This window comes from Luteibacter sp., from assembly GCF_036500425.1.
Lineage (GTDB): Bacteria > Pseudomonadota > Gammaproteobacteria > Xanthomonadales > Rhodanobacteraceae > Luteibacter.
The window spans coordinates 1-22,491 of the sequence record NZ_DASYCB010000032.1 but is presented as its reverse complement, the minus strand read 5'-3'; the positions used below and the strand labels follow the sequence as shown (position 1 = coordinate 22,491).

At 64.8% G+C, this 22,491-nt stretch carries 24 protein-coding genes; 11 read left to right on the top strand and 13 right to left on the bottom strand.

All coding sequences use genetic code 11. The annotated features are described in order from the left end of the window. Positions 1 to 63 precede the first annotated feature (63 nt). On the top strand, positions 64 to 966 hold the full coding sequence (hemF, locus tag VGN46_RS07925) for an oxygen-dependent coproporphyrinogen oxidase (protein ID WP_331642456.1): 903 nt from the start codon (positions 64 to 66) through the stop codon (positions 964 to 966). Positions 967 to 1,044: 78 nt separating this feature from the next. Here hemF and VGN46_RS07920 read toward each other — a convergent pair whose 3' ends face one another. Further along, positions 1,045 to 1,698: a hypothetical protein gene (locus VGN46_RS07920; protein WP_331642454.1), complete on the bottom strand. Its 654-nt coding sequence runs from the start codon at positions 1,696 to 1,698 to the stop codon at positions 1,045 to 1,047. 148 nt (positions 1,699 to 1,846) lie between these two features. Between VGN46_RS07920 and gpmA the strand changes: the two genes are divergently transcribed. Continuing rightward, positions 1,847 to 2,587, top strand: coding sequence for a 2,3-diphosphoglycerate-dependent phosphoglycerate mutase (gpmA, locus tag VGN46_RS07915; RefSeq protein WP_331642452.1), 741 nt, complete (start codon positions 1,847 to 1,849; stop codon positions 2,585 to 2,587). Between the two features lie 182 nt (positions 2,588 to 2,769). Further along, positions 2,770 to 3,321, top strand: coding sequence for a DUF1453 domain-containing protein (locus tag VGN46_RS07910; protein ID WP_331642450.1), 552 nt, complete (start codon positions 2,770 to 2,772; stop codon positions 3,319 to 3,321). Between the two features lie 4 nt (positions 3,322 to 3,325). On the opposite strand, the gene glnK is transcribed toward VGN46_RS07910, so the two are convergent. Next, entirely contained in the window at positions 3,326 to 3,664 is a 339-nt protein-coding gene (glnK, locus tag VGN46_RS07905; protein WP_247432070.1) for a P-II family nitrogen regulator, read from the bottom strand. A 177-nt stretch (positions 3,665 to 3,841) separates the two neighbouring features. On the opposite strand from glnK, the gene VGN46_RS07900 reads away from it, so the two are divergent. Continuing rightward, positions 3,842 to 4,096, top strand: a complete 255-nt coding sequence (locus tag VGN46_RS07900) for an accessory factor UbiK family protein (RefSeq protein ID WP_331642446.1) — start codon at positions 3,842 to 3,844, stop codon at positions 4,094 to 4,096. A gap of 182 nt (positions 4,097 to 4,278) precedes the next feature. Continuing rightward, complete coding sequence (locus VGN46_RS07895; RefSeq protein ID WP_331642444.1) at positions 4,279 to 5,778, top strand: YifB family Mg chelatase-like AAA ATPase; 1,500 nt, start codon at positions 4,279 to 4,281, stop codon at positions 5,776 to 5,778. 285 nt (positions 5,779 to 6,063) lie between these two features. Here the strand turns inward: VGN46_RS07895 and aceA are convergent, their stop codons facing one another. Next, complete coding sequence (aceA, locus tag VGN46_RS07890; RefSeq protein WP_331642442.1) at positions 6,064 to 7,353, bottom strand: isocitrate lyase; 1,290 nt, start codon at positions 7,351 to 7,353, stop codon at positions 6,064 to 6,066. 22 nt (positions 7,354 to 7,375) lie between these two features. After that, complete coding sequence (gene aceB, locus VGN46_RS07885; RefSeq protein ID WP_331642440.1) at positions 7,376 to 8,974, bottom strand: malate synthase A; 1,599 nt, start codon at positions 8,972 to 8,974, stop codon at positions 7,376 to 7,378. 136 nt (positions 8,975 to 9,110) lie between these two features. On the opposite strand from aceB, the gene VGN46_RS07880 reads away from it, so the two are divergent. Further along, positions 9,111 to 10,142, top strand: coding sequence for a LysR family transcriptional regulator (locus VGN46_RS07880; RefSeq protein WP_414675238.1), 1,032 nt, complete (start codon positions 9,111 to 9,113; stop codon positions 10,140 to 10,142). A gap of 5 nt (positions 10,143 to 10,147) precedes the next feature. On the opposite strand, the gene VGN46_RS07875 is transcribed toward VGN46_RS07880, so the two are convergent. After that, positions 10,148 to 10,597 (bottom strand): hypothetical protein, encoded by a 450-nt coding sequence (locus VGN46_RS07875; protein WP_331642438.1) that lies wholly within the window; start codon positions 10,595 to 10,597, stop codon positions 10,148 to 10,150. A gap of 388 nt (positions 10,598 to 10,985) precedes the next feature. On the opposite strand from VGN46_RS07875, the gene VGN46_RS07870 reads away from it, so the two are divergent. Continuing rightward, positions 10,986 to 11,108, top strand: coding sequence for a hypothetical protein (locus VGN46_RS07870; protein WP_331642437.1), 123 nt, complete (start codon positions 10,986 to 10,988; stop codon positions 11,106 to 11,108). A 10-nt stretch (positions 11,109 to 11,118) separates the two neighbouring features. On the opposite strand, the gene VGN46_RS07865 is transcribed toward VGN46_RS07870, so the two are convergent. Genes VGN46_RS07865 through VGN46_RS07835 form a run of 7 tightly spaced genes read right to left on the bottom strand, consistent with a single transcriptional unit; the run spans position 11,119 to position 15,953 of the window. After that, a complete protein-coding gene (locus VGN46_RS07865) occupies positions 11,119 to 11,706 on the bottom strand; it encodes a 1-acyl-sn-glycerol-3-phosphate acyltransferase (RefSeq protein ID WP_331642435.1) in 588 nt (195 codons plus the stop codon). Beyond that, the gene (arfB, locus tag VGN46_RS07860; RefSeq protein ID WP_331642433.1) at positions 11,703 to 12,125 is read right to left on the bottom strand and encodes an alternative ribosome rescue aminoacyl-tRNA hydrolase ArfB; all 423 of its coding nucleotides are present in this window, start codon (positions 12,123 to 12,125) and stop codon (positions 11,703 to 11,705) included. Before arfB ends, VGN46_RS07865 begins: the two co-directional genes overlap by 4 nt. A 55-nt stretch (positions 12,126 to 12,180) precedes the next feature. After that, positions 12,181 to 12,897, bottom strand: coding sequence for a pseudouridine synthase (locus VGN46_RS07855; RefSeq protein WP_331642431.1), 717 nt, complete (start codon positions 12,895 to 12,897; stop codon positions 12,181 to 12,183). 8 nt (positions 12,898 to 12,905) lie between these two features. Next, positions 12,906 to 14,555 (bottom strand): ubiquinone biosynthesis regulatory protein kinase UbiB, encoded by a 1,650-nt coding sequence (ubiB, locus tag VGN46_RS07850; protein WP_331642429.1) that lies wholly within the window; start codon positions 14,553 to 14,555, stop codon positions 12,906 to 12,908. Then, a complete protein-coding gene (locus VGN46_RS07845) occupies positions 14,552 to 15,220 on the bottom strand; it encodes a ubiquinone biosynthesis accessory factor UbiJ (protein ID WP_331642427.1) in 669 nt (222 codons plus the stop codon). The genes ubiB and VGN46_RS07845 overlap by 4 nt, the downstream gene beginning before the upstream one ends. Before the next feature lie 51 nt (positions 15,221 to 15,271). Then, positions 15,272 to 15,736, bottom strand: coding sequence for a tRNA (cytidine(34)-2'-O)-methyltransferase (locus VGN46_RS07840; RefSeq protein WP_331642425.1), 465 nt, complete (start codon positions 15,734 to 15,736; stop codon positions 15,272 to 15,274). 7 nt (positions 15,737 to 15,743) lie between these two features. Next, positions 15,744 to 15,953: a hypothetical protein gene (locus VGN46_RS07835; RefSeq protein ID WP_331642423.1), complete on the bottom strand. Its 210-nt coding sequence runs from the start codon at positions 15,951 to 15,953 to the stop codon at positions 15,744 to 15,746. Between the two features lie 388 nt (positions 15,954 to 16,341). On the opposite strand from VGN46_RS07835, the gene VGN46_RS07830 reads away from it, so the two are divergent. Together VGN46_RS07830 and VGN46_RS07825 are read left to right on the top strand one after the other, a co-directional pair. Continuing rightward, the gene (locus tag VGN46_RS07830) at positions 16,342 to 19,218 is read left to right on the top strand and encodes a pitrilysin family protein (protein WP_331642421.1); all 2,877 of its coding nucleotides are present in this window, start codon (positions 16,342 to 16,344) and stop codon (positions 19,216 to 19,218) included. Positions 19,219 to 19,310: 92 nt separating this feature from the next. Beyond that, positions 19,311 to 19,730: a DUF4156 domain-containing protein gene (locus tag VGN46_RS07825; RefSeq protein WP_331642419.1), complete on the top strand. Its 420-nt coding sequence runs from the start codon at positions 19,311 to 19,313 to the stop codon at positions 19,728 to 19,730. A 1-nt stretch (position 19,731) separates the two neighbouring features. Here the strand turns inward: VGN46_RS07825 and VGN46_RS07820 are convergent, their stop codons facing one another. Further along, positions 19,732 to 20,643 carry a LysR family transcriptional regulator gene (locus VGN46_RS07820; protein ID WP_331642562.1) on the bottom strand — a complete coding sequence of 304 codons (912 nt, stop codon included), beginning with the start codon at positions 20,641 to 20,643 and terminating at the stop codon, positions 19,732 to 19,734. Between the two features lie 116 nt (positions 20,644 to 20,759). Here VGN46_RS07820 and VGN46_RS07815 point away from each other — a divergent pair, with 116 nt between their 5' ends. Together VGN46_RS07815 and VGN46_RS07810 are read left to right on the top strand one after the other, a co-directional pair. Continuing rightward, positions 20,760 to 21,503: an SDR family oxidoreductase gene (locus tag VGN46_RS07815; protein ID WP_331642417.1), complete on the top strand. Its 744-nt coding sequence runs from the start codon at positions 20,760 to 20,762 to the stop codon at positions 21,501 to 21,503. Between the two features lie 27 nt (positions 21,504 to 21,530). After that, positions 21,531 to 22,424 carry an SDR family oxidoreductase gene (locus VGN46_RS07810; RefSeq protein WP_331642415.1) on the top strand — a complete coding sequence of 298 codons (894 nt, stop codon included), beginning with the start codon at positions 21,531 to 21,533 and terminating at the stop codon, positions 22,422 to 22,424. Positions 22,425 to 22,491: the final 67 nt, after the last annotated feature.

Genomic DNA, 22,491 nt, shown 5'->3' with positions numbered 1-22,491 from the left:
CAGCGGGCCTCGCAGGCGCCCTTGGTAAGCTTGCGTCAATCCCTAGAGAGGCTGCACGCGCCCATGTCAGAGCAAGCCGATATCGCCGAGTCGTTCCTGCGCGGGTTGCAGGATCGTATATGTGCCGCCCTGGAACAGGCCGATGGCGAGGCGCGATTCGTGGAAGATGCATGGGTCCGGCCCGCCGGCGGCGGTGGTCGTACTCGGGTACTGCGTGATGGCGCGGTGTTCGAGCAGGCTGGCGTGAACTTCTCCCGGGTGGCCGGCTCGCCGTTACCGCCGAGCGCCACGGCCCATCGGCCGGACCTGGTGGGCGGCAGCTTCATCGCCACGGGCGTGTCGCTGGTGATTCACCCGCGTAACCCGTATATCCCGACCACACATGCCAACGTGCGTTACTTCGAAGCCTCGCGGGAAGGTGCGGAGCCGGTGTGGTGGTTCGGCGGCGGCTTCGACCTGACGCCGTATTACCCTTTCGACGACGATGTCCGTCACTGGCACACGGTGGCGAAGGACCTGTGCGCGCCGTATGGCGACGATGTCTACAGCCGCTACAAGAAGTGGTGCGATGACTACTTCTATCTGAAGCATCGGGGTGAGACGCGCGGCGTGGGTGGCCTGTTCTATGACGACATGAACGAGGGCGGTTTTGATCGCTGCATGGACTTCACGCGCGACGTGGGGCAGGGCTTCCTGGATGCGTTCCTGCCGATCGTCGAGAGGCGCAAGGGCACGCCCTACGGTGAACGAGAGACGGAGTTCCAGCTTTACCGCCGCGGACGCTACGTAGAGTTCAACCTGGTGTATGACCGCGGCACGCTGTTCGGGCTGCAGTCGGGCGGGCGTACCGAATCGATCCTGATGAGCCTGCCGCCGCGGGTGCGCTTCGAATACGGCTATGCCCCGGCGCCGGAAAGCGCCGAGGCAAGACTTGCGGAGTATTTGAAGCCGCGCGATTGGGTTTAGTGACCGGGGCCGCTACGCCGTTTCGTTGGTTTATCGCGCGCAAGCGCGCTCCTACATGGCAGCGCGCGGGGCGCCGGGTCAGGGGCTGGCGCCGCTGAATTTTTGCGCCGTGGCGCCTTCGATCTTGCCGACGGTCGCCGAGTCGCTGACGTAGAGCTTTACTTCGCGCTCGAAGGTCATGGTGCCGTTGACCACCGCGTGCGGGCCGATGACGATGGTCGGCGGGCGGCTGTCGCTGCTGTGCCAGCCCATGTTCGGCTTCTTGACCAGGATGCCGCCGTCTACCTTTGAGCCTTCGCCTACGGTGATGCTGGAGTTGACGGTTTCGATGCCGCCGCCGACGTGAGCGTGGTCCATCGTGATGTCGCCGTTGACGTTGCTCAGGTGGCCTTTCACCTCGGCTCCGTTCTCTAGCTTGACCCGGCCGTTGACGTTTTCGACCTCGCCTGAAACTTGCGAACGCTCGCCGAGCGTCAGCGAGCCATTCACCGTCTTCACGGTGTTCGCGGTCGCGCCGTCGCCAAGATCGACCGAGCCGTTTACCGTGCTGGCCTTCTCGATCACCGCTTTGTCGCCAATACGGACCGAGCCGTTGACGGTGCTGACATTGCCAGCGTGCGCGCCGGCGTCGACGCTGGCGGTGCCGTTGATCTTGCTGACATCGTCCGATGAGGCGAAGGCGGTGGCGGACAGCGAAACAGCGATAAGGGCCGACAACAGGGTAAGGCGCATGGTGTGTTGCTCCACGGGTGGACTGAGCCTCTAGGATGCCGCACGGCGGCACAAGGTTTAGCGTGACTTGCGGCAGGGGTCCCGGCGGAGTTGACGCCCCCCGGCTGCCGCTCCACCATGGGATTTTCCCCTCCCATCGTTGGATGCCATGTACAAGCTCGTGATGATCCGCCACGGCCAGTCGGCCTGGAACCTCGAAAACCGCTTCAGCGGCTGGGCTGATGTCGACCTCAGCGAGCAAGGCGTGGCCGAGGCCCGTGAGGCCGGCCGCCTGCTGAAGAATGCCGGGTTCACCTTCAACGTGGCTCACACCTCCTACCTGAAGCGCGCCGTGCGCACCCTGTGGCACGTGCAGGACGAGATGGACCTGATGTGGATCCCGGTGCTCACCGACTGGCGCCTCAACGAGCGCCACTACGGCGCGCTTACCGGCCTCAATAAGGCCGAGACCGCGGCGAAGTACGGCGATGATCAGGTCAAGATCTGGCGCCGCAGCTACGACACCCCGCCGCCGGCCCTCAAGCCGGGCGAGATGTCGTTCGCCGAAGATGGCCGCTACGAGGGCATCGCCGATGTCCCGCTGACCGAATGCCTGAAGGACACCGTCGCCCGCGTGCTGCCGTACTGGCATGAGGTGCTGGCCCCGGCGATCAAGGCGGGCAACAACGTGCTCATGGCCGCCCACGGCAACTCCATGCGCGCGCTGGTGAAGTTCTTCGACAACATCTCCGATGACGACATCGCCGAGCTCAACATCCCCAACGGTATCCCGCTGGTGTATGAGTTCGACAAGGACCTGATGCCGGTCAAGCATTACTACCTGGGCGACGCCGATGAAATCGCCGCAAAGATGGCCGCCGTAGCCAACCAGGGCAAGGCCAAGGCCTGATCCCCGGTGAGGCGCGCCTCCCGGCCGCCGCACCCCCCTCGCCGTATGCCGCCCCTGTAGGAGCGCGCTTGCGCGCGATAACCCCCTGACAACCGTCACCTCCAATTGGTGGCGACTGCGCCTACGATCGAGCTCCCACCAACGCTAAGGTAGCCCCACACCGACAACCGCGAGACACCCCGATGCTTGCCCAGGCCGCCGCCCAATCCACTTCTGCCCTTATCCCGGTCGCCATGGGCGGCCTGATGGTCTGGGTCGTCTACCGCCGTGTTCGCCGCAACTTCGGCCGCCAGGTCATCCATACGCGGAAGATGGCAACCCGCGTGGGCATCTTTGCGGTCGTGTCCTGCCTGCTCCTGACCATCGGCTTTGCGAGCGTTGCCCTGGCGGAGGGTGCCCTGGCCGGCCTCATCGTGGGTGGCGCGCTCGCCATGGTCGGCCTTAAGCTCACCCGCTTCGAACTTGGCACCGATCGCACGGACAGCTATATCCCCAACCCCTGGCTGGGCGCCGCGCTGACCGCCTTGCTGGTGGGCCGCATGGTCTACCGGTTCGCCATCCTGGGCACCGCCATGCACGCCGGTGCCGCCCCGGCTCACGGCCCGGCCGCGGGCGATAGCCCGCTGACGATGGCCGTGATCGGCCTGACACTGGGTTATTACCTGGCGTATTACGCCGGGATCCTGATCCACCACCGCCGGTTCAAGCGGCAGGCGTTGGCCCAGGCCGCCTGAGGCCCTAGAGGGCGTCGTTGTCCAGCTCGCCGGTACGGATGCGCACCACCTGCTCCAGCGAGCTGACGAAGATCTTGCCATCGCCGATCTTGCCCGTACGGGCCGCCTGCTGGATCGCCTCGACCACGCGCTCCAGCTGATCGTCGGCGACGGCCACCTCGAGCTTTATCTTCGGCAGGAAATCCACGACATATTCGGCGCCCCGGTAGAGCTCGGTATGGCCCTTCTGGCGACCGAAGCCCTTCACTTCCGTCACCGTCACGCCCTGGACGCCTACATCGGCGAGGGCCTCGCGGACATCGTCCAGCTTGAACGGCTTGATGATGGCGACCACCAGCTTCATGGTTGAACTCCTTGGGGCGCACCGGCTGCGGCACGCGAACGCCCATTGTGCCATAGGCCTGTGCCTACGCTTCCCCGGATAATTTGTAGGAAAAACCCTACACGACGTAGGGGTATCCGCTGATAGCGCCTACAATCCATTCACTTAGACTTTATTCCACGACGTCGGGGTTGCAGGATGGATGTGCAGGGTATCGACCAACTCGCAGAGCGGTTGGCATCGTTGGTTCCGCCAGGGCTGGCGCTAGCGCGTGAGGATTTGCACGCCAACTTCAAAGATATCCTGGCGAATGGACTACGCCGCCTCGATCTCGTAACGCGAGAGGAATTCGACGTTCAGAGCCAGGTACTCGCACGGACCCGCGAAAGGCTCGAAAGTTTGGAAAAACGGGTCGCCAGCCTGGAGGCTGGCGTCACGCCTTCCGGCCAGTAAACAAGGACGGCCGTAAGGTCCCGGGACCGCCCCTGATCCGTCACCCTCACCCCGAGAGCGGTTGGGGGCGGTTATTTCCCCAAAACCCGCGCAAAGGAGTGCGTCATGCGAGCCCGATCCAGCACGGATCCCTTCCGTTCGCTGAACCCTCTTATCCGTAAGCGGTTACGATTCCCCGTGTCATGAGCCTCGCTGTCACGCTTTCGCGCGCGCAGGAGGGTGTCGCGGCGCCCCAGGTGGTCGTCGAAGTCCACCTTTCTGGCGGCCTGCCGTCCACCTCCATCGTGGGCCTGCCCGAAGCGGCGGTGCGCGAAGCGCGTGACCGTGTCCGCGTGGCGATCCAGAACACCGCCTTCGAATACCCCAATCGCCGGGTTACCGTGAATCTCGCCCCCGCCGAACTCCCGAAAGACGGCGGCCGGTTTGATCTGGCTATTGCGCTGGGCATCCTGGCGGCCGGCGCTCAGGTGCCGCGCGAGCGCCTCGACGATTGCGAATTCCTGGGCGAGCTGGCTCTATCGGGCGAGCTCCGGCCCGTCCCCGGTATCCTGCCTGCACTCATCCGCGCTCGCCGCTGTGGCCGACGCATCGTGGTGCCACGGGCGAACGCGGCCGAGGCCGCTCTTATCGGTGAAGGCGACATCCTGCTGGCCGACAGCCTGGCCGAGGTCTGCGCATGGCTGCGCGGGCACAGCGAGCTGACAAGCCCGGCCGCGCCGGATTTCGATAACGTGCCGGTCGGCGGCCCCGACATGCGCGATGTGCGCGGCCAGCACCAGGCACGTCGCGCGCTGGAGATCGCCGCCGCGGGCGGGCACCACCTCCTGCTCATCGGTCCGCCGGGCACAGGCAAAACCATGCTTGCCGAGCGCCTGCCGGGCATCCTCCCGGCCCTGACCGAGTCAGAGGCGCTGGAAAGCTGTGCGATCCGTTCGCTGGCCAGTGAGGCCATCGATCCCTCCGTCTGGCGCCGCCGCCCGTTTCGCGCCCCGCACCACACGGCCTCCGGCCCTGCGCTGGTCGGCGGTGGCTCTATGCCGCGGCCGGGCGAAATTTCGCTGGCGCACAACGGCGTGTTGTTCCTCGACGAGCTCCCGGAATTCAGCCGCCACGTACTTGAAGTACTGCGCGAGCCGCTGGAATCCGGCCAGATCGTGATCTCGCGCGCCGCACGGCAGTCCACGTTCCCGGCGGAGTTCCAGCTGGTGGCTGCGATGAACCCGTGCCCATGCGGTTACCAGGGCGATCCGCTGCATGAATGCCGTTGCACACCCGACCAGGTGGCCCGGTACAAAGCGAAGATCTCCGGCCCGCTGCTTGATCGCATCGACTTGTGTGTCGAAGTGCCGCGCGTGCCGATCTCCGACCTTTCCAATGCTCGCGGCCCGCACGACGACGACACCGCCACGGTGCGCAAGCGTGTTGTCGCTGCGCGCGAGAAGGCGCTGCTGCGAGCAGGCCAACCGAATGCCGAGCTTAGCGTTGTAAACCTCGAGCGCGACTGCGCGCTGCCCCTCGCCGAACGCGAATGGCTCGAAGGCGCGCTGGACAAGCTCGGTGCGTCAGCGCGCGCCTATCACCGCATTCTGCGTGTCGCACGCACGATCGCCGATATCGAAGGCGGCAGTGGTTGTGTCGAGCAAGTGCACCTTGCCGAGGCGATGCACTACCGGCGGTTCTGAGTAACCTGTGACCGCTTCGCCCTACGCCGAGGCAGTCAGCGTCCGCCGACCTCCCCTGTCAGAGTTAATACTTATTTCATGTACTGACTAGTTGACAAAAGGGGTGGGGGAGGCGGAGAATTCTGTACCAGGCGGTTCGCTAATGGCTGCCTGCCCCGTCCCGGTGCTGGCTACCCCTCCCTCCCCCCGCGTCAGCACCGGGACCGGCCTTTAGCTTCACATCCCCTTCTATAAGCTTCTCTTTATGTCGGCCCACCACCTTGGTGAAGGCCGATTTTTTTTGCATCAGGCCGCGGAAGCCGGGTGGAACTGGGCTTCCTCCGTCGACCCGGACAGTGCCGAGAGCGAGCTGAGCGAGCCCGAGATCACCTGGTTCACGCGATCGAAATAGCCGGTGCCGACCTCGCGTTGGTGCTTGGCGGCCGTATACCCATCTTTCTCGGCGGCGAACTCCGCTTCCTGGAGCGCGACATACGCCTCCATCTGATGGTCGCGATAGCCACGGGCCAGCTGGAACATCGAATAGTTCAGGGCGTGGAAGCCCGCCAGGGTGATGAACTGGAACGCATAGCCGAGCTTGCCCAGGTCGTTCTGGAAGCTGGCGATGGTCTTCTCATCGAGGTTCTTCTTCCAGTTGAAGCTCGGTGAGCAGTTGTAAGCGAGCTTCTTGCCGGGGAACTTCGCGTGGATCGCCTCGGCGAAACGGCGGGCTTCTTCCATGGATGGTGTCGAGGTCTCGCACCAGATCAGGTCGGCATACGGCGCATATGCCAGGCCGCGGCTGATCGCCTGCTCGATACCCTGCTCGGTTTCATAGAAGCCCTCCACCGTGCGCTTGCCGGTGAGGAAGGGCTTATCGTTCTCGTCGATATCCGAGGTGACAAGACCGGCACCCATGGCGTCGGTGCGCGCGACAATCAGCGTGGGCACACCGGCAACATCCGCAGCGAGGCGTGCAGCAACGAGCTTCTGCACGGCTTCCTGGGTCGGCACTAGCACCTTGCCACCCATGTGCCCGCACTTCTTCGCACTGGCCAGCTGGTCTTCGAAGTGCACGCCGGCAGCGCCCGCCTCGATCATGTGCATCATCAGCTCGTAGGCGTTTAGCACGCCGCCGAAGCCGGCTTCGGCGTCAGCGACGATCGGCACCAGCCAGTCCAGGCCATCCTTGCCTTCGGCATGATGGATCTGGTCAGCACGCAGCAACGTCTTGTTGACCTTGCGCACGACATTCGGAACAGAGTCGACCGGGTACAGCGACTGGTCGGGATACATCGTGCCAGCGGTATTCGCATCCGCCGCGACCTGCCAGCCGGAGAGATAGATCGCTTGCAAGCCTGCCTTCACCTGCTGCATGGCCTGGTTGCCGGTGAGTGCGCCCAGCGCATTCACATAGGGGCGCTCGTTCATCGCGCGCCACAGACGCTCGGCACCACGGCGTGCGAGCGTGTGTTCGACCTGCACGGTACCGCGCAGGCGCACGACATCGTCGGCGGCGTAGGGGCGCTCGACGCTGTTCCAGCGATCGTTGTTCTTCCAGTCCAGCGTGATCTGTTCGGCAGTGTGCGTCTTCATCGTCTTACTCCTTGGAAAGGGTTCAAACCAGGCGTTCGTAAGCGGGCAGGGTGAGGAAATCGCGCAGTTCACCGGCGTGGGTGAGCGCGCTGATCAGGGCGGCGGCCTCGTCGGCGCGTGCGGCGCCCGGGTTCTTTGATTCGCGAAGGCGGTGCGTGTGCGCGGCTAACGCGTGATCGAACAACGCCAGCGTGATCGGCGCGTGGTCGCTGAATTCGACCGGCCCGTGGTGCAGCCACTGCCACAGCTGGGCGCGGGCGATTTCCGCCGTGGCGGCGTCCTCCATCAGGTGATGAATAGGTACGCAGCCCTGCCCATCGAGCCATGCGGCGGTGTAGCGCAGGCAGACTTCCACGTTGTTGTCGAAGCCGGCGCGGGTCACGGTGCCCATGGCGGGGGCAATTAAGGCATCGCGGTTGGCGACGACGTCGTCGCGCATGTCCGTGAGCTGATTAGGCGTCGGCATGTGCTCGTCGAAGATGGCCATGGCGACGGGGACGAGTGCGGGATGCGCCACCCAGGTGCCGTCGTGGCCCGCGGTGACTTCGCGCAGCTTGTCGGCGCGCACCTTGGCCATGGCAGCGTCGTTCGCTTCATCGTCGCCGCGGATCGGGATCTGCGCCGCCATGCCGCCCATGGCGAAGGCACCACGCCGGTGGCAGGTCTTGATCAGCAGTTCGGAATACGCCTTCAGGAACGGCACGGTCATGACCACCTGGCCGCGCTCCGGAAGCAACCGATCGGCGTGTGCGCGGAAGGTCTTCAGGTAGGAGAAGATGTAATCCCAGCGGCCGCAGTTGAGCCCGACCACGCGTGTGCGCAGGGCGTGCAGGATTTCATCCATCTGGAACACGGCCGGCAACGTCTCGATCAGCACGGTGGCCTTCATGCAGCCGGGTGGCAACGCGAGCACGTCCTCGGCATGCGCCATCACGTCATGCCACAGGGCCGCCTCTTCCATCGATTGCAGCTTTGGCAGGTAGAAGTACGGGCCGCGATCCTGCGCATGCAGCGCGGTGGCGTTGTGGAAAGTGAAGAGTCCGAAATCGAGCAGGGCGCCGGCGAGGACATCGCCGTCGATCTCGACGTGGCGTTCTGGAAGATGCCAGCCACGCGGGCGGATGACGAGGACCGCCGGGTTTTCCACGACTGTGTAGCGCTTTCCCTCGGCGTTGGTGAATTCGATGCTGCCGTCGACGGCGTCGCGCAGGTTGCGCTGGCCTTCGACCTGGTTGGCCCAGGTCGGCGCGCTCGAATCCTCGAAGTCGGCCATGAACACCTTCGCGCCCGAATTCAGCGCATTGATGATCATCTTGCGTTCGACCGGGCCGGTGATCTCGACGCGGCGGTCCTGCAGCGCGGCAGGGATGGGCGCGATGGACCAGTCCGACGCGCGGATGGCCTGGGTGTCGGTGCGGAAATCCGGGAGGTCGCCTGCGTCGTAGCGGAGCTGGCGTGCCGTGCGCTCAGCCAGCAAGGCCAGGCGGCGGCTATCGAAGCGGCGGTGGAGGTCGGCGACGAAGGCCAGCGCGGCGGGGGTCAGGATGTCGTTATAGCCATCGTCGGCGCCGTTCAGGCGGACGCCGGTGAGGGGATTCATCACGCTCTGGGGGACTGCCATGGGAGCTGCCTCGCGCTTAGGGTCTGGACTCCAAGCTACGGCGCGTCGGCACGTGTTGACAAAGCATATGTTTCAATCCATAACTTTAATAAAGTTAATACATCTTCTAATACGACGTTTTTATTGAGGAAATGGTGTGCCCCGGAAGCTGAATCCCGCGAAGAAACCGACGCCTAAGCCAGTAAGGGCCCGCACAGCGTCACCGGAGGCACCTGATCCGGCGGGCCGCTTCTACTACAAGGGCAACCGGCTCAAGCAACTCCGCGCTTTCGTCTACATCGTGCGCCTGGGCACCTTGAGCCGGGCCGCCGAGGCGCTCTTCCTGTCTCAGCCATCGGTGAGCCTGCAGCTTCAGGCGCTTGAGCGTGAGCTCGGTGTGCCGCTAGTGGAGCGCACCCGCAGGCGCGTCACCCTTACCGATGCGGGCGAGGCGCTGTACGACATGGCCCGGCCGCTGGTCGAGGGTTTCGAAAACCTGGATCGCGAATTTTTGGCGAAGGCGCGCGGCAAGCAGTCCGGGCGGCTGACGGTGGCTGCGGGCGCCTCGACCATCCAGTACCTGCTTCCCGATCTGGTGAAGGCCTACCGCGAACGCTACCCCGACGTGCAGCTACAACTAGCCAACGTCACAGGCAAGGATGGCCTGGCGTTGCTTCGTGCCGACGAGGTAGATATCGCCATCGGCTCGATGCTTGATGTGCCTAACGACATCGCGTGGGCGCCGGTCTATCACTACGACCCCATGTTGATCATGCCGCCTGACCATCCGTTGGCCGCGCGCGAAGCCATTCGCCTCGAAGATCTTTCGCCCTATGGGCTCATCCTTCCACCACAACGACTGACCACGTTTCGTCTGGTGGACATGGTTTTCCAGCAGCGTCGCGTGCCGTACACCGTGGCGATCGAGGTGGGCGGCTGGGATGTGATCAAGCAGTACGTTGCGATGGGGCTTGGTATCTCGATCGTCACGGGCATATGCATTACGGATGCAGATCGCGAACGGCTGGTCGTGCGGAACCTGCGGCAGTACTTTCCTCAGCGGAGTTATGGCGTGGTGATGCGCAAGGGGAAGTTTCTGAGCCCGGAGGCGCGGGCGTTTATTGATTTGATCAAACCGGGTTTGCTGACGCATCGTGATTACGATGAGTCGGGGCATTCCGAGCGCTGAGCTGTCTATGCGTGCTCGTCGAGCAACATGCCCGCCCGAAGTGCCTTAACGAAGGTTGCCAGTCCTTTCGCGCTATAGGCCGCACCTTCGTAGCCCTCCCGGTGGCTGGCGGCCCGACTCATAGGCGATAGCGATCGAATCACGCGCGCCATATTGTCGGTCGCCTCTATGAGATTGAAGGGGCGATCATCGGCCAAAGTTCGTGCGGAAGGGCTTCTGAAGAGAATCAACTTGCCGGCGACATCCTCCGAGAGCTTCCCCGCTTTATACAAATGAACCGCGATGGGATCGAATTGGCTCGGTCGGACACGGGTGAGATCGAGGCCTTTGAGCTGACTCTTCAATTCATCGGACAAGCCCAATCCGGTTCGCCTGATCTGGTCGTCCGTACCGTGCGATGCGCCAAGTTGATCGAAGCGCAACATCGGCCGCGGCTTGGATGACTGAATTTGCATGGCGACTCCCGCACTGAGGAGGGCAAGATGCTCCAGAACGACACCAAAGTCTGTAAGGCTTGGGCTCGACCTCTGTAGGGCACCTCACGCTGGCTGAAACCGGCGCTTAGCATGGCGGCTCCTTCATTCGCGAGTGTCTGCCATGTCGAAATGTCGTCGCTTTCTTCCCGTCATGCTGCTGGGCATTGCTGCAGTCGTTGGGTCAGCAAGTAGCCACGCGGTGCGGTGCTTTACTACGTTTCCCGAGCAACGGTCCACGGGACGGCTAAGCGCCGGCGGGTCAGCGGTTGTCCGCGAGTGGACCAGTCGTTGCACCGGCCTATTTACCGCTTCTGCTGGAGCAGGTCGGTCGGTGTTGCAACAGCGCGCAGGAGGCATGTGGGCTGACGTGAGTCGCGGTACTTCAATCCACCAGCCGCAGTTGGGGCCTGGCAACTATCGCCTCGTCATCGAAAACGTAACGACGCTCGACGTGACCTATGACATCCGGTTCCGTACTTCCGGCGGCTGACAGCATGCAGTCAAGCATCGTGGTGCTTGCCGTGATACCCCACGAACATGGCGCGGATGCGCGCCATGTCGGCGTCCGGATCATCGGTCGTGTGAACCAGCGGTCCGAGCGTGAAGGTCTTCGTCGGGTAATCGATGAAGGCCGTCTGGATCGGCACGTTGGCAGCGCGGGCAATGCGCAGGAAGCCGGATTTCCACTGAGTCACCGGCTTGCGTGTGCCTTCCGGTGCGATACCCAGCCATAGCTTGTCACTAGCGGCGAAGCGCTCGACCATTTGCTCCACAACGTTAGTTGCCGCCTTGCGATCGATCGGTACCAGGCGCATGCGACGGAGGATCGGCCCGAAGGGGCCATCGAAAGCTTCGCGCTTGATCATCACGCCCAGGTCAAGGCGCATCGCTTGCAGCATGAGCAGGCCGTAGAAGCCATCCCAGTACGACGAATGCGGCGCGCCTATGAGGACCAGCTTCTTCTCGTTCGGCATCTCGCCAACGATGCGCCAGCCCGTGCGCTTGATGGCCCAGCGGCAAAGCCGCCTAAACCATGACTCGGGGAGGCGCGGGACGTTCGGCGCGAAGTCGGTGGGCACGCCGTTCATTCGCGGCTCCAGTCGCGTGACCGTGAGCGTTTGGTCTGGCCGCGCTGGGCCTTACCGACGAGGCGGCGCTCCTTTGAGGCCCGGGACGGCTTGGTCGCGACGCGCTTTTTTGCCACCAGGGTGGCCGCATGGATGATCTCCACCAACCGATCACGTGCATCGTCACGGTTACGCCCCTGGTCGCGGAACCGGCGGGCTTGGATGACCAGCGTGCCCGCATCGGTCATGCGCCGATCGCGCCGTGCGAGCAGGCGCTCGCGGACCTCCTCCGGCAGCGAGGGTGAATTCGCAACGTCGAAGCGAAGCTCCACGGCGCTTTCCGTGCGATTGACGTGCTGCCCGCCCGGGCCGTCGGCACGCGTGAAGCGCTCGATCAGCTCGTTATCGGGAATGGCGATGGAGGGGGTGACGATAAGCATGACGGGACGGATTCTAGCAGCGTGGCGCCAGACGTCATGACGCGATGCAATTGCGTTATCCGGCAATGACTGCAGCGAGGGCATCTTCCCAGCCGAATCGGGTGGCGATGCCTTCCCACGTCGCATCGACGGGAGCGCAGATCACGAGCGGTGCTCCCGAAGCTGGGTGCGCGAACGCCAGACGCTGCGCATGCAACAACAACCGGTGCGAGCTGAAGTGCTGCTTGAACAGCCGGTTATGGTCACCACGCCCATGCTGGCTATCGCCAACGATCGGGTGGTGGATATGCGCGAAATGCTTGCGGATCTGGCGGAAACGGCCGGTGCGCGGTTCGGCCACGACCAGTGCGTAGCGCTGTTTGTCATAGCGGCCTAGTGGGATATCGACCTCGATCGTGGCCAGTCGGCGGTAGTCGGTCATAGCATCGCGGCGTGGGCCGGTGTCGCGTGAGCCCGGTAGCGGATAGTCGATCGTCCCCTCGGCGGGTTCGGGCCAGCCACGAACTACCGCTATATAGCGCTTGCTCACGGTGCGACCCATGAACTGCTCGCCCAGCGCGCTGGCCATTTCGGGCGAGCGGGCCACCAGCAGTACGCCGGAGGTGGCGCGATCCAGTCGGTGAGCCAGGTGCAGACGGCCCTCGACCTGCTCGCGGAGCAGGTCAATCAGGAAGGCATCGTCCGGGCCGACGAATTTGGAACGATGCACGGCAAGATTGGCCGGCTTGTTGACGGCGACCATGTCGTCGTCCTGGTAAAGGATCTCAAGCATCGGGGTGCTCAGGCGTGACGCCGCGGCCAACCCGCGATAAATGAGATCACGCCCAGCACGGCAGCGACTACGGCCGGCCACAGGCCACGCGGTGCAAGCGTGCCGACCAGCGCGGCGCAGATGAAGAGCGACGAACCGAGCATGCCGAAGGCGAGTAGCCGGCGCGTGCGTCGCGCTTCTTCTTGTGCAAGCACCAACGCGCGCGGATCGGCCACTTCGCGGCGCTCACCGCTGGCTACCTGGCGCAAGGCATCACGCACAAGCTCAGGCACGCGAGGTGCGGTATGGATCCATTCCGGCAGGCGGCGGCGTACGTCACGCAACGTGGCGCGCACGCTGTAGCGCTCGCGCAGGATCCGCCGAAGCACCGGGTGCGCCACGGCCCAGATGTCGATCTCCGGATCGAGCATGCGGCCGACCCCTTCGATGTTCAGCAGGGTCTTCTGCAACAGGATCAGCTGCGGCTGTAGGGTCAGCTCGAAACGGCGCGCGGTCTGGAATAGTTTTACGACGAGTTCCGCGATCGAGATCTGCGAGAGCGGGCGCGTGAAATAGGGCTCGCACACCGTGCGAACAGCGGCTTCCAGCTCATCCAGGCGAATCGTTGAAGGCATCCACCCGGCGGCGACGTGCAGCTGCGCGATACGGGCGTAGTCCCGCTCGAACAACGCGATGAAATTCTCTGCCAGCCAGTACTGATCGGCCTCGGGTAGCGAACCCATGATGCCGAAATCCAGCGCGATGAAGCGCGGCTCGTCGATGCGCGCGGTGTCCACCCAGATGTTGCCCGGGTGGGCATCGGCGTGGAAGAAGTTGTCGCGGAATACCTGTTCGTAGAACAGACGCACGCCCTTCTCGGCAAGGTGCTTACGATCAAGGCCGGCGGCGTCGATCGCGGCGATATCATCCGCACTGACGCCGCGCACACGCTCGAGTGTCAGCGCGCGCTCGGTGCTCAGTTCCCAGATCACTTCGGGTACGTAGAGGTCGACGCCGCTGGCGAAGTTACGCCGAAGCAGGCTTGCGCTCGCGCCTTCGCGCTGGAGGTCGAGCTCGTTGTCGAGCATCTTCTCCACTTCCGCGACGACTTCCAGCGGCCGGATCTTGTCGGCGTTGGGGTGCCAGCGCTGGGCGAGTTCACCCAACGAGTGCAGCAGGGCTATGTCGCGGGCGATGCGCTTGTCGATACCGGGACGCAGCACCTTGACCACGACTTCGCGGCCATCGTGCATCGTGGCCGCATGAACCTGGGCGATCGAGGCGGAGGCGAGCGGTGTTTCGTCGAAACGGGCGAACCGTGCCGTGACGGGGGCCTTCAATTCGCGCTCGATGATGGCGCGCGCCTCGCCACCCGGGAACGGTGGCACCTGGTCTTGCAACAGCGCCAGCTCATCAGCGACATCGGCCGGCACGAGATCACGGCGGGTCGAGAGGACCTGCCCGGCCTTCACGAAGATCGGCCCCAGTTCGGTCAGCGCCAGGCGCAGGCGCGCGCCCCGCGGCAGGTTGCGCACTTCCTGTGGCGCCCGCGGGAAAGCCAGACGGACGAGCTTCAACGGGCGATACAGGTGGGCCCCGTCGACGAGTTCATCAAGCTGGTACTTCAGCAGGATCGCACCGACGCGCAGCAGGCGCGGGGCGAGACGCAGCGGCGTCATGCGCCATTCCCCTTGCGTGTGCGCTCCAGGCGGGCGAGACGTGCCTCGAGGCGTTCGGTGCGCTCGCGCACGGCATCCACGCCATCAAGAAATCCTTCCACTTCACCGGGAGCCACCGCCACACGGCCTTCGTCGCGGAGCCAGTCCGCGCCATCGTCGACCAGGTGCTTACCGGTTTCGCGGGCGTGCGCCAGGCCCTCGCGCAGCGCCTTCGCCAGCGCCACGCCCAGCGTGTCGCCAAACGTCTTCGCAAAGGCTTCTTCCACATCAGGCGCGTATTGCCGGGCGAGCCGTTCCAGGCGACGGGCGAGTTCGGCATCGCCGGCGATATCGACCTTGCCTGGAGCTACGCCTTCATCGTCACGGCGCAGGGCCATGGCGAGCAGGCTGCCTGGCGAGGCCGTCACCCGGAGGCTGCCACCCTCTTCAGGCGGACCGACCCGCAGGCGGCCCTTTTCCACGCTGATGCGCAGCGCGAGTTCGGGACCGCTAAGGTGGACCTGCACGCTCCGGCCATCGAGCACGTCGAGGCGCGTTCGCGTATCCGGGTCAAGATCGACGGCGCGGTTGAGCGCGGCCTCCATGGCGCGGCCGGCGAGGGCGCGCAGGGGACGGGGCAGGAAACGATTGGGGCCAGCGTCGGCCGGGGGGCGGTCGGGGGTCATGCCACGATTGTAGCCCGTGGCCTTCCATGCGACGTATCCACGATGTCGCGGTTAGCTCGCGCCGTCGAACCCAGCCTGGCGCCACACCTCGAACACGGCTACCGCCACCGCATTGGACAGGTTGAGGCTGCGGTTGCCGGGGCGCATGGGCAGGCGGATCCGCTGCGGCTCGGGAATCGCGTCGAGCACGTCGTCGGGCAGGCCTGCGGTTTCGCAGCCGAACAGCAAGGCATCGCCTTCGGCGTAGGCCGCGTCGGTATGCAGGTGCTTGCCGCGGGTGGAGAAGGCGAACACGCGTGGCTGGCCAAGGGCAGCGAGGCAGGTCGCGAGGTCGTCGTGAACGTTGACGGTGGCGAACTCGTGGTAGTCCAGGCCTGCGCGCCGCAGCCGGGTATCGTCGAGCTCAAAGCCCAGGGGGCGGATCAGGTGAAGGCTCGCGCCGGTATTGGCGCAGAGGCGGATCACATTGCCCGTATTGGGCGGAATCTCGGGTCGGAACAGGATGACGTGGGGCATGCGCCCATTATGACGCGGCGCGCGGGCAAACGATGCCATCCGGGGGCAGGGCGCAGCTGCTGGCGGTCACCAGGCCCAGCGCGCCTGGCGAGACCTTGGTTGGTCCGGCCAGCTGCACCGGCGTCCCCTGGTAGGTGAGCATGTTGCCCAGGATCAGGCCGCAGACCAGCAATGAAGCGACCAGCAGGCTACGCAGGACGAGAAGTTCGTGTTTCATGGCGTGGGTTCCTTTCATCGGTCGGACGAGGCACGTCAGGCCATGCCGGCCAGGGTGAGGGCGCAGATCAGCATCGACGTGGCAAGCAGGGTGGCGAGCAGCGGCAGTTCGTACTTCATGGCGTTCTCCTCGAAGGTTTCGGTGGCCGGGGCGGCTGCCCCGGGGCATGACTAGTAACGCAAACCCCGTGCCAGCTTTTTAGAGCCGCCAATCAACTGATTCGCATGAGGTTTGTCAGGTCGCACGAAAACGCGGGCGTGTCCGCGGACACGCCCGCCGGCTGAGCGGACACCGTCCGGCCGCCACGCCGCCCCCCGATTGCGCGAGATGGACCGCAGCGGCTAGCCTCAGGGCAGTAGCGGACCACGAAGGTCCCCAGGAGCTGTGCATGAAGAACCGCCTCACCCTGCTGGCCGCAGGCTTGATGACCTTCGTTGGTGCCGCATCCGCGGCGTCCACCGCCCCCGACACCATCCCCGACATCCCCTTCACCCGCTTTCAGTTGCCCAACGGCCTTACCGTCGTCGTGCACGAGGACCACAAGGCGCCCGTCGTCGCGGTCAGCATCTGGTACCACGTCGGTTCGGCGGATGAGCCGGCCGGCAAGACGGGCTTCGCGCATCTCTTCGAGCACCTGATGTTCTCCGGCTCGGAGAACCACAAGGGCACCTATTTCCAGCCGTTCGAGCTGGCCGGTGCCACCGATATGAACGGCACCACCTGGTTCGATCGCACCAACTATTTCGAAACCGTGCCGACCACCGCGGTCGACATGGCGTTGTGGATGGAATCCGACCGCATGGGTCATCTGCTGGGGGCCATCGGCCAGAAGGAGCTCGATACCCAGCGCGGCGTGGTACAGAACGAAAAGCGCCAGGGTGAGAACCAGCCCTATGGCCGTGTTGACGAGAACATCCTCGTTAACACTTACCCCGCCAATCACGCGTACCACCACGACACCATCGGCTCCATGACCGACCTGGATGCCGCGTCGCTTGCCGACGTGAAGAAGTGGTTCCACGATTACTACGGCGCCGCCAACACGACGTTGGTGCTTGCCGGCGATATCACCGTGGCGCAGGCGAAGGAGAAGGCCGCGAAGTACTTCGGCGATATCCCTTCGGGGCCGCCGGTGCCGCGCCAGCAGGCATGGATCACTCCGCTTGCGAAGGACACCTTCGGCGTCCAGCACGACCAGGTGGCGCAGGCCCGCGTGCTGCGCACCTGGATCGCCCCGCAACTCGGCACGGATGACGCGATCGGCCTCGATCTCGCCACCACCGTACTCGGAGGCGGCAAGACCTCCCGCCTGTACCAGCGCCTGGTCTACCAGGACAAGCTGGCTGACGACGTCAGCATTGGTATTTCACCCTTCGCGCTGGCCAGCCAGGTGCAGCTGTCGGTGGACATCAAGCAGGGCGTCGACCAGAAGAAGGTCGAAGCCGCGATCGCCGATGTGCTGAAAGACTTCCTGGCCAAGGGCCCGACGGATGATGAGCTCGCCCGCGCCAAGGTCATCGACCGCGCCGGCTTCATCCGTGGCCTGGAAAAGGTCGGTGGCCGTGGCGGCGGCAAGGCCACCATCCTTGCCGAAGGCCAGGTGTACCGGAACGATCCCGGTGCCTACAAAAAGGATCTGGAGCGCGCACAGTCCGCTACCGTGGCCTCTGTGCTCGCCGCCTCCAGGGCATGGCTCGATAAAGGTAGCTATACGCTGACCGTGCTGCCTGCCGCGCCGGGCTTCAATCCCGAGGCGGAAGACAAGGCGGTGAAGGGCCTCGCCGACGCGGCGGGCCGTCCGGCAGCGGTGATGCCGCCGGCGAAGTCGTATACGGTCGACAAGTCGCTGGTCGACCGCGCGACAGGCGTGCCCGCTGTGACGACGTTCCCCGACCTCACCTTCCCGAAGCTCCAGCGCGGCAAGCTGAAGAACGGCATCGAAGTCGTGCTGGCTGAGCGCCACACCATTCCGGTGACCCAGGTGCAGTTGTTGTTCAACGCGGGCTATGCCGCCGACCAGGGCCACAAACTCGGTACCGCCAGTTTCACCTCGCAGTTGCTGGAAGAAAGCACCAGGTCGCTCGATTCGGTCGAGGTCGCGCGGCGCAAGCAGCGGCTTGGCGCCATCATCGGCGCGGGCTGCGCGCTGGATACCTGCAGCATCTCCCTCAATGCGTTGAACACCGACCTGCGCCCGTCGCTTGAATTGTTCGCCGATGTCGCCCGCAACCCGGCCTTCAAGGCCGAGGACATCGAGCGCGTCCGCGGCCAGTGGCTGGCTGGCATCGCCCAGGAGAAGACGGAGCCTGAGGGCCTGGCCTTGCGCACGCTGCCGCCACTGCTGTTCGGCAAGAACCATGCGTATGGCATCCCGTTCACGGGCAGTGGCACGGAGAAGGCCATCGCGTCGCTCACTGCCGCAGACCTCGCGAACTTCCAGCGCGACTACCTGCGCCCCGACAATGCGCGCATCCTCGTCGCCGGCGACACCACGCTCGCCGAGATCCTGCCGCAGCTCGATGCCGTATTCGGCGACTGGACCCCGCCAGCGACCGCCGTGCCTAAGCGGAACATCGCCGAGGTGGCCGTGCAGCCGAAACCGCGCGTGTACCTGATCAATCGCACCGATGCGCCACAGTCGCTCATCCTGGCCGGCCTTATCGCGCCATCGACCCGGGCGAAGGATGCTTTGGACCTTGGCATCGCCAATGGGGCGTTCGGTGGCAGCTTCACCTCGCGCCTGAACATGAATCTGCGCGAAGACAAACGCTGGGCGTACGGTGCCGGCAGCTTCCTCATGGACGCCCAGGGCCAGCGGCCGGTGTTGTTCTACGCACCGGTGCAGACGGACAAGACCGCCGAGTCCGCTGCGGAGATCCTCAAGGAAGCGCGCGAGGTCATCGGTACGAAACCGCTTACCGCCGATGAAATCGCCAAGATCCGTTCGCAGCGCGTGCGCGCGTTGCCGGGTAGCTTCGAATCCACCTCGTCGGTCCTGGGTGCGATGAACGGCATCCTCATCTACGACCGTCCGGACGATTACGTGCAGACGCTGAAACCGCGCATCGAGGCGGTGGACCAAAAGTCCGCGGAAGCCGCGCTTTCCGCGGTGCTCAAGCCCGATGCGTTCACCTGGGTGATCGTTGGCGACCTGCGCAAGATCGAGGCGCCGGTGCGCGCCCTGAACCTCGGTGAGGTCCATGTCATCGATGCCGATGGCAATCCGGTCAAATCGGCGAAACCCACGAAACCCGCTGGCAAGTGACTGAAGGCGAAGGCGTGGTGAGGATTCTCATCGCGCCTTCGCTTCCATCGGGCTAGCATTGCTCCCGATCGCGCCATCCTTCGGAGCCACCCATGCGTAAAGCCGTCTTTCTTCTTATCCCCCTCGCCACCTTCGCGTTGAGTGCCTGCGACTGGGGCATCAAGCTCGACGACAAGGCGCGCAACGTGCGCACCGCGTGGAACGGCGATGTCACGCAGTGCAAGGAACAGGGCAAGGTCAGCGTCTCGGTCACCAGCCGCGTCGGCCCGGTCGATCGCAGCGACCTCAAGGTCCGCGACGAACTTGAAGTGCTCGCCCGCAACGAAGCGGCCAAGCTCGGCGCTGATACGGTGAAGCCGATGGGCGAGCCGCATGATGGCTCGCAGGACTGGGGTGCCTACACCTGCGGCAGCAACCGCGTCGTGGGCCCGCAGGGCAACAACCCGCCGCCTCCGCCGACACAGAACGCCTCGCCGCAGGGCGGTTTCGAGACCGTGCCGCTGAAGAACTGAGTCAAAGCATGCGCACCCCTTCGCCCGCACGCGCGGCGAAGGTGGTGGTCACCCAGTCGATAAACACACGCACGCGCGGCGAGAGCTGCCGGTTGTGCGGGTAGAGCAGCGACACCGGTGTTTCGGTAGGTGGGAAATCCGGCAATACCTCGACCAGCCGGCCTTCGGCGATATCCGCCGCCACGTTGTAGTAGGGCACCTGGATCAGGCCCAGGCCCAGTCGGGCGAGCGTCTTGTTCGTCTCCGCGCCGGTCACCGTGACCACTGAAGGCAGATGCACCGTGCGCACCTGCCCCTCCACGATAAACTCCAGCGGCAGCGTGCCGCTCGTCGCTGTGGAGAAGAAGCCGATCGCCGTGTGACCTTCGAGGTCATCCGGGGTGCGCGGCACGCCGTGGCGTTCCAGGTAATCCGGGCTGGCCAGGGTCACTTCGCGCAGCATGGCGATCCGTCGGCCCGCCATGCTGCTGTCGGCGAGATCGCCCGCGCGTAGCACGCAATCCACGCCTTCCCGGACCAGATCGACCCAGCGGTCGCCTTCGCCCACGTGGACGCGAAGCCCGGGGTAGCGCGCCAGGAATTCGGGCAGGGCCGGCAGGACAAAGGTCCGGGCCAGGATCCCGTGCATGTCCACCCTGAGCAGGCCGGTCGGCCGCGCATCGGTGAATGCCGCCTCGGCGTCTTCGACATCGGCCAGGATCGCCACGCAGCGGCGGTGGTAGGCCTCGCCATCCAGCGTGGGGCTGACCTGGCGGGTGGTGCGCTGGAGCAGGCGGACCCCCAGGCGTCCTTCAAGTCGCTTGATCGCCTGGGTGACGGTCGAGCGGGGCAAGTCCAGATCAGCGGCGGCCGCCGTGAAGCTGCGCCGCTCCACGATCCGGACGAACAGCCGCATGGTGTCGAAACGGTCCATGCTCATTATTTGTTCCACTTAGTGGAATAGTGATACCCAATTTAGCTGGATTATCCGCAATCCGCCAACGCGCATGCTTTCCCTGCCCGGCAATCACGCCGGATCCGGAGATCGAGATGAACGAGCAAGCGAACAACAAGGTTGCCATCGTCACGGGCGCCTCGCGGGGTATCGGCGCGGCGGTGGCAAAGCGCTTGGCGGCTGAGGGCTTCACCGTTGTCGTGAACTACGCCGGCAGCGCCTCTTCGGCCGAGGCGGTGGTGAACGAGATCGTGGCAGCCGGTGGCAAGGCCATCAGCGCCCAGGCCGATGTATCGAACGCGGCGGATACACAGCGTCTGTTCGACCGTACTGAAGAGGTCTACGGCGGTGTCGATGTGTTGGTGAACAACGCCGGTGTCATGAGCCTCGCGCCGATCGCGGAACTGAAGGACGAAGATTTCGACCGCCTGTTCGATATCAACGTGAAGGGTAGCTACAACACGATGCGCCAGGCTGCGAAGCGCCTGCGCCGCGGCGGCCGCATCATCAACTTCTCGTCCAGCGTCGTCGGCCTGCTCCAGCCGGGCTATGGTCCTTATGCGGCGACCAAGGCGGCGATCGAAGCAACGACGGTGGTGCTGGCGCGTGAACTGCGCGGCCGTGAGATCACGGTCAACGCGGTTGCCCCAGGCCCCACCGCGACCGAATTGTTCCTCACCGGCAAGTCGGATGAACTGGTGAGTCATCTCGCCAAGCTGGCGCCGCTCGAGCGCCTGGGCACGCCAGAAGACATCGCCGCCGCCGTCGCCTTCCTCGCCGGCCCCGAGGGTGCCTGGATCAACGGCCAGGTCCTGCGTGCCAACGGCGGCATCATCTAACCCGCGCCCCGATCAGGAGAATTCCTTATGAAGCAGATCATCCTCATCACTGGCGCCTCCAGCGGCTTCGGCCTGCTCACCGCACGCGCCCTGGCCGATGCCGGCCATACCGTTTACGCGAGCATGCGTGATATGGCCGGCCGCAACGCGAAACAGGCCGAGGCCGTACTGAACGAGGCGCGCGAACGCAAGGTCGACCTGCGCGTCGTCGAACTCGATGTCACCTCCGATGATTCGGCAAAGGCAGCGATCGATACGGTGCTACGTGATGCCGACCGTCTCGATGTCCTCGTGCACAATGCCGGCCACATGGTCTTCGGCCCGGCGGAAGCCTTCACCGCCGAGCAGTACGCGCAGCTCTACGACGTGAATGTGCTCGGCACGCAGCGCGTGAATCGCGCGGCGCTGCCGGTCATGCGCAAGCAAGGCAAGGGACTGCTGCTCTGGGTCTCGTCCAGCAGCTCGCGTGGTGGCACGCCGCCGTTCCTCGCCCCGTACTTCGCGGCGAAGGCCGCCATGGATTCGCTGGCGGTGAGCTATGCCGGCGAACTCACGAAGTGGGGCATCGAGACCTCGATCATGGTGCCCGGCGCCTTCACCCAAGGCACCAACCATTTCGCGCACTCCGGCAAGCCCGCCGATACCGCGATCGAAGCGGTCTATATGGAAGGCCCCTACGCCGGCATGCCCGATCGCATCCTTAAAGGCCTGGCCGCGCTTGAACCCGCCGACGCCGATGCCGGTGTGGTCGCAACGAAGATCGTGGAGGTTGTCGACATGCCCTTCGGCAAGCGCCCCTTCCGCGTCCACGTAGACCCCTCGCAGGACGGTGCGGAAATCGTCAACGGCGTAGCCGACCGCGTCCGCCGCGAACTGTTCTACCGCGCCGGCATCGAAGAACTCCTGACCCCAAAGGCATAACCACCCCCTGTAGGAGCGCGCTTGCGCGCGATGGGCCTTGCTGCAAGCACCCATCGCGCGCAAGCGC

Excerpts from the sequence above, each read along its gene's own strand:
- hemF (WP_331642456.1), top strand. The coding sequence starts at position 64 with ATGTCAGAGCAAGCCGATATCGCCGAGTCGTTCCTGCGCGGGTTGCAG.
- VGN46_RS07920 (WP_331642454.1), bottom strand. The coding sequence starts at position 1,698 with ATGCGCCTTACCCTGTTGTCGGCCCTTATCGCTGTTTCGCTGTCCGCC.
- gpmA (WP_331642452.1), top strand. The coding sequence starts at position 1,847 with ATGTACAAGCTCGTGATGATCCGCCACGGCCAGTCGGCCTGGAACCTC.
- VGN46_RS07910 (WP_331642450.1), top strand. The coding sequence starts at position 2,770 with ATGCTTGCCCAGGCCGCCGCCCAATCCACTTCTGCCCTTATCCCGGTC.
- glnK (WP_247432070.1), bottom strand. The coding sequence starts at position 3,664 with ATGAAGCTGGTGGTCGCCATCATCAAGCCGTTCAAGCTGGACGATGTC.
- VGN46_RS07900 (WP_331642446.1), top strand. The coding sequence starts at position 3,842 with ATGGATGTGCAGGGTATCGACCAACTCGCAGAGCGGTTGGCATCGTTG.
- VGN46_RS07895 (WP_331642444.1), top strand. The coding sequence starts at position 4,279 with ATGAGCCTCGCTGTCACGCTTTCGCGCGCGCAGGAGGGTGTCGCGGCG.
- aceA (WP_331642442.1), bottom strand. The coding sequence starts at position 7,353 with ATGAAGACGCACACTGCCGAACAGATCACGCTGGACTGGAAGAACAAC.
- aceB (WP_331642440.1), bottom strand. The coding sequence starts at position 8,974 with ATGGCAGTCCCCCAGAGCGTGATGAATCCCCTCACCGGCGTCCGCCTG.
- VGN46_RS07875 (WP_331642438.1), bottom strand. The coding sequence starts at position 10,597 with ATGCAAATTCAGTCATCCAAGCCGCGGCCGATGTTGCGCTTCGATCAA.
- VGN46_RS07865 (WP_331642435.1), bottom strand. The coding sequence starts at position 11,706 with ATGAACGGCGTGCCCACCGACTTCGCGCCGAACGTCCCGCGCCTCCCC.
- arfB (WP_331642433.1), bottom strand. The coding sequence starts at position 12,125 with ATGCTTATCGTCACCCCCTCCATCGCCATTCCCGATAACGAGCTGATC.
- VGN46_RS07855 (WP_331642431.1), bottom strand. The coding sequence starts at position 12,897 with ATGCTTGAGATCCTTTACCAGGACGACGACATGGTCGCCGTCAACAAG.
- ubiB (WP_331642429.1), bottom strand. The coding sequence starts at position 14,555 with ATGACGCCGCTGCGTCTCGCCCCGCGCCTGCTGCGCGTCGGTGCGATC.
- VGN46_RS07845 (WP_331642427.1), bottom strand. The coding sequence starts at position 15,220 with ATGACCCCCGACCGCCCCCCGGCCGACGCTGGCCCCAATCGTTTCCTG.
- VGN46_RS07840 (WP_331642425.1), bottom strand. The coding sequence starts at position 15,736 with ATGCCCCACGTCATCCTGTTCCGACCCGAGATTCCGCCCAATACGGGC.
- VGN46_RS07835 (WP_331642423.1), bottom strand. The coding sequence starts at position 15,953 with ATGAAACACGAACTTCTCGTCCTGCGTAGCCTGCTGGTCGCTTCATTG.
- VGN46_RS07830 (WP_331642421.1), top strand. The coding sequence starts at position 16,342 with ATGAAGAACCGCCTCACCCTGCTGGCCGCAGGCTTGATGACCTTCGTT.
- VGN46_RS07825 (WP_331642419.1), top strand. The coding sequence starts at position 19,311 with ATGCGTAAAGCCGTCTTTCTTCTTATCCCCCTCGCCACCTTCGCGTTG.
- VGN46_RS07820 (WP_331642562.1), bottom strand. The coding sequence starts at position 20,643 with ATGGACCGTTTCGACACCATGCGGCTGTTCGTCCGGATCGTGGAGCGG.
- VGN46_RS07815 (WP_331642417.1), top strand. The coding sequence starts at position 20,760 with ATGAACGAGCAAGCGAACAACAAGGTTGCCATCGTCACGGGCGCCTCG.
- VGN46_RS07810 (WP_331642415.1), top strand. The coding sequence starts at position 21,531 with ATGAAGCAGATCATCCTCATCACTGGCGCCTCCAGCGGCTTCGGCCTG.